3 protein-coding genes are annotated in these 4,552 nt (G+C 62.3%); all 3 read left to right on the top strand.

The genetic code is table 11. From position 1 onward, the window contains the following. On the top strand, window positions 1–2,558 hold a 2,558-nt coding region (locus G1C94_RS05935), incomplete at its 5' end, for an InlB B-repeat-containing protein (RefSeq protein ID WP_216656906.1). Window positions 2,559–2,988: 430 nt separating this feature from the next. Then, on the top strand, window positions 2,989–3,288 hold the full coding sequence (gene gatC, locus G1C94_RS05930) for an Asp-tRNA(Asn)/Glu-tRNA(Gln) amidotransferase subunit GatC (protein ID WP_172146180.1): 300 nt from the start codon (window positions 2,989–2,991) through the stop codon (window positions 3,286–3,288). Between the two features lie 5 nt (window positions 3,289–3,293). After that, window positions 3,294–4,552: Asp-tRNA(Asn)/Glu-tRNA(Gln) amidotransferase subunit GatA (gene gatA / locus G1C94_RS05925; RefSeq protein WP_172146177.1), on the top strand; the 1,259-nt coding region annotated here is incomplete at its 3' end.

The raw sequence follows: 4,552 nt of genomic DNA, 5'->3' as shown, positions 1-4,552 counted from the left end.
CCTATACGGGTTTCATGGCTCCCACAACGGTTGCGCAGTCGAAGATTGCCGGTGATGGTTCGACGGTGGTGAAGATTCAGTACACGCGTGACAAGTATGATGTGACGTTCGACGCGAACGGTCACGGTGCCGCGCCTTCTGGGTTGACGGGTGTCAAGTATGAGGCGAAGGTCGCGAAGCCCGGCGATCCGTCGGAGGCCGGTTACGCGTTCGGTGGCTGGTATACGGATGCGGCGTGCGCCGATAAGGACAAGTGGGATTTCGACGCGGATACGATGCCGGCGGAGAAGCTGACCCTGTATGCGAAGTGGACCGGTAATCCGTATGTGGTGAGGTTCGATGCGAATGGTGGTGCGGGTGACATGTCCGACCAGTCGTTTGTGTATGGCGAGGTGCGTGAGTTGTCGGCGAACGTGTTCGAGCGTGACGGTTACGGGTTTGCCGGGTGGAACACCCAGGCCGGTGGCGCGGGCGTGTCCTATACGGACGGCCAGCGGGTGAGTGACCTGACCGCCGAGAACGGCGGGACGGTGATCCTGTACGCCCAGTGGGCGGGCAACAAGTACGACATCACGTACAACCCGGACGGCGGCACTCTGCCGGCTGACGCTCCGAAGACTCACACGTATGGTGAGGAGACGAAGCTGCCGACTCCGACGAAGGACGGTTATACGTTCGACGGTTGGTATGACGAGGACGGTAACAAGGTCGACGCCATTCCCACCGATGCCAAGGACATGAAGATCACGGCCAAGTGGACCGCGGACGAGTACGACATCACGTACGACCCCAACGGCGGTACCCTGCCGGCTGACGCTCCGAAGACTCACACGTATGGTGAGGAGACGAAGCTGCCGACTCCGACGAAGGACGGTTATACGTTCGACGGTTGGTATGACGAGGACGGTAACAAGGTCGACGCCATTCCCACCGATGCCAAGGACATGAAGATCACCGCGAAGTGGACCGCGGACGAGTACGACATCACGTACGACCCCAACGGCGGCACGCTGCCGACGGACGCTCCGAAGACCCACACGTATGGCCAGGAGACGAAGCTGCCGACTCCGACTCGTGACGGCTACACGTTCGACGGTTGGTATGACGAGGCCGGCAAGAAGCTCGATACCATTCCCACTGATGCCAAGGACATGAAGGTCACGGCCAAGTGGACCGCGGACGAGTACAACATCACGTACGACCCGAATGACGGCACGCTGCCCGAGGACGCTCCGAAGACCCACACGTATGGCCAGGAGACGAAGTTGCCCACCCCGACGAAGGACGGTTACACCTTCGACGGCTGGTATGACGAGGCCGGTAACAAGGTCGACACCATCCCCACTGACGCCAAGGACACGAAGGTCACCGCGAAGTGGACCGCGGACGAGTACGACATCACGTACAACCCGGACGGCGGCGCGCTGCCCGAGGGCGCTCCGAAGACTCACACGTATGGCCAGGAGACGAAGTTGCCCACCCCGACGAAGGACGGTTACACCTTCGATGGTTGGTACGACGAAAACGGCAATAAGGTCGACACCATTCCCGCTGACGCGCAGGATCTGAAGATCACTGCCAAGTGGACCGCGGACGAGTACGACATCACATACGACCTGAACGGCGGCACTCTGCCGGCCGATGCTCCCAAGACCCACACGTACGGCGAGGAGACCGAGCTTCCGACCCCGACCCGTGACGGCTACACCTTCGACGGCTGGTACGACGAGAACGGTAACAAGCTCGACACCATCCCCGCCGATGCGACGGATATGAAGATCACGGCCAAGTGGAAGGGCGACGAGTACAACATTACGTACGATCCCAACGGCGGTACGCTGCCCGAGGACGCTCCGAAGACTCACACGTATGGCCAGGAGACGAAGTTGCCGACCCCGACGAAGGACGGTTACACCTTCGACGGTTGGTACGACGAGGCCGGTAACAAGGTTGACACCATCCCCGCCGACGGGAAGGATGTGAAGATCACGGCCAAGTGGACAGGCAATGAGTACAACATCACGTACGACTTGGACGGCGGCACCTTGCCGGCCGACGCTCCGAAGACCCACACGTATGGCGAGGAGACCGAGCTGCCGACTCCGACTCGTGACGGTTACACCTTCGACGGCTGGTATGACGAGGATGGCAACAAGATCGACACCATTCCCGCTGATGCGCAGGACATGAAGATCACCGCGAAGTGGACCAAGAACGCCGACACTGACAATGGCGGCAACACCGACGCCACCGGCGACAATGACGGTGCCAAGTATGATCCGAATGGCGGCGCCATGCCGGACGGCTGGACCGGTGCGGACGGCAAGCTGCCCACTCCGACCCGTGAGGGTTACAAGTTCGATGGCTGGTATGACGACGAGGGCAACTTGGTCACCAATCTGAAGGACGCCGCGGGCAAGACGCTGCATGCCAGGTGGACCAAGCTGAACACTCTGGCCTCCACCGGTGCCACCGCTCTGGCCGCTGGCCTGACCGCCTTGGCCTTGGCCGCAGCCGGCGTAACAGTCGGCGTCCTGCGCCGCAAGCGCTCCCGCTGATTGCGTTCCCATTGATTTGAAGGAGTCGGGCATTGATTGCCCGGCTCCTTCTTTTTGGCCCCCGCTGGCGGGGGCTGTCGCGCGGACGCGCGACTGGGGGTGGTCAGACTAGGCACGTGTTCGGTACGACCACCCTCAGACCTCGCATACGCTCAGCCAGCTCCCGCCAGCGGAAGCCCCCTTTGGGGCGGATGTTGCCGTGTGAGACGTAAGACTTGGCCTACCGGCCCGGAGGGTGTCGAACACGGCAACATCCGCCCCCCAAGGCACGGCCTTTGCATATTTGACGTGCTTTCCCGTTGTCTCGGTTGGCGGTATCGTGCGGAAGCCACGGATATTCTGTTTTCGTTATATGGCGTAGCCCAAAGGGCTGTGTGTCGAACACGGTGGCGTCCGCCGCAAGTAACAACGGACAGCTATAGTTGGGGGCATGCCAACATTTACGCGAGAAGAAATCGTGCATTTGGGCGACTTGGCCCGAATCGCGCTGACCGATGAAGAAATCACCCGTCTGCAAGGGGAGCTGAACGTCATCGCCGACTCCATCAACAAAGTGCAGGAAGTCGCTTCGGATGACGTCGAGCCAACCGCCAATCCAATTCCGCTGGAAGCATACTTGCGCGAAGACGTTCCCGAAACGCCGCTGACGCAAGCCGAAGCGATTGCGGGCGGGCCGAAGACCGAGGCCGGCATGTTCGTCGCGCCGCGCATTCTGGGAAGCGAGGAGTGAGCACGATGAGCGATACCAACGAACTGGTCAAGCTGTCCGCGGCCGAAATGGCCGCCGCCGTCAAAGCGGGCGAGGTTTCCAGCCGCGAGCTGGTCGACGCGCATTTGAGCGTGATCGAAGCCGCCGAGCCGTCCGTCCAGGCGTTCCTGAAGGTCTCCGCCGACGAGGCGCGCGCCCAAGCCGACGCCTTTGATGCTAAACCGGCCGCCGACAAGGCCGACCTGCCCGAACTGGCCGGCGTGCCGATCGCCATCAAGGATATGATCGTCACCAAGGGCATCGAAACCACCGCCGCCTCCAAGATCCTCGAAGGCTGGGTGCCACCTTATGATGCCACGGTGATCGAAAAGCTCAAGGCCGCGGGTCTCCCGATTCTCGGCAAGACGAACCTGGACGAGTTCGCGCAGGGTTCCTCCACTGAGCACTCCGCCTACCAGACTACCCGCAACCCGTGGGACACCGAACGCGTGCCCGGCGGTTCCGGCGGCGGCTCGGCTTCCGCGGTGGCCGCGTTCGAGGCGCCGCTGGCCCTCGGCACTGACACCGGCGGCTCGATTCGCCAGCCCGGCGCGCTCACCGGCACGGTCGGCGTCAAGCCCACGTATGGCGGCGTGAGCCGTTTCGGTGCCATCGCCATGGCCTCCTCGCTCGACCAGATCGGCCCCGTTTCGCGCACCGTGCTCGATTCCGCCCTGTTGCAGGAGATTATCGGCGGTCACGACAAGCATGATTCTACGTCGATTCCCGAAGGCCCGCGTCCGATGGCCGCCGCCGCACGCGAAGGTGCCAAGCGCGACCTGAAGGGCCTGAAGGTCGGCTTGGTCAAGGAGCTGGGCGGCGACGGCTTCCAGCCGGGCGTTCAGGCCCGCTTCGACGAGGCCGTGGCCAAGTTGAAGGATATGGGTGCCGAGGTCGTCGAGGTGTCCTGCCCGCATTTTGAATATGCCTTGGGTGCGTATTACATCATCATGCCTTCCGAAGTGAGCTCGAATCTCGCTCGCTACGACGGCATGCGCTACGGCATGCGTGTCATGCCGCCCGACAATGTGCCGCAGACGGCCGCCAATATGATGGCTTACACGCGCGAAGCCGGTTTCGGCGATGAGGTCAAGCGCCGCATCATCCTGGGCACTTACGCGTTGTCCGCGGGCTACTACGACGCTTGGTATGGCTCCGCACAGAAGGTGCGCACGCTGATCATCAACGATTTCAAGGCCGCGTTCGAGCAGGCCGACGTGCTGGTGTCCCCCACCAGCCCCACCAC

Origin of the sequence: Bifidobacterium panos, from assembly GCF_012932445.1 — a bacterium.
Classification (GTDB): domain Bacteria; phylum Actinomycetota; class Actinomycetes; order Actinomycetales; family Bifidobacteriaceae; genus Bifidobacterium; species Bifidobacterium panos.
The sequence above is the reverse complement of the archived record's forward strand: the minus strand, read 5'-3'. Positions and strand labels throughout refer to the sequence as shown.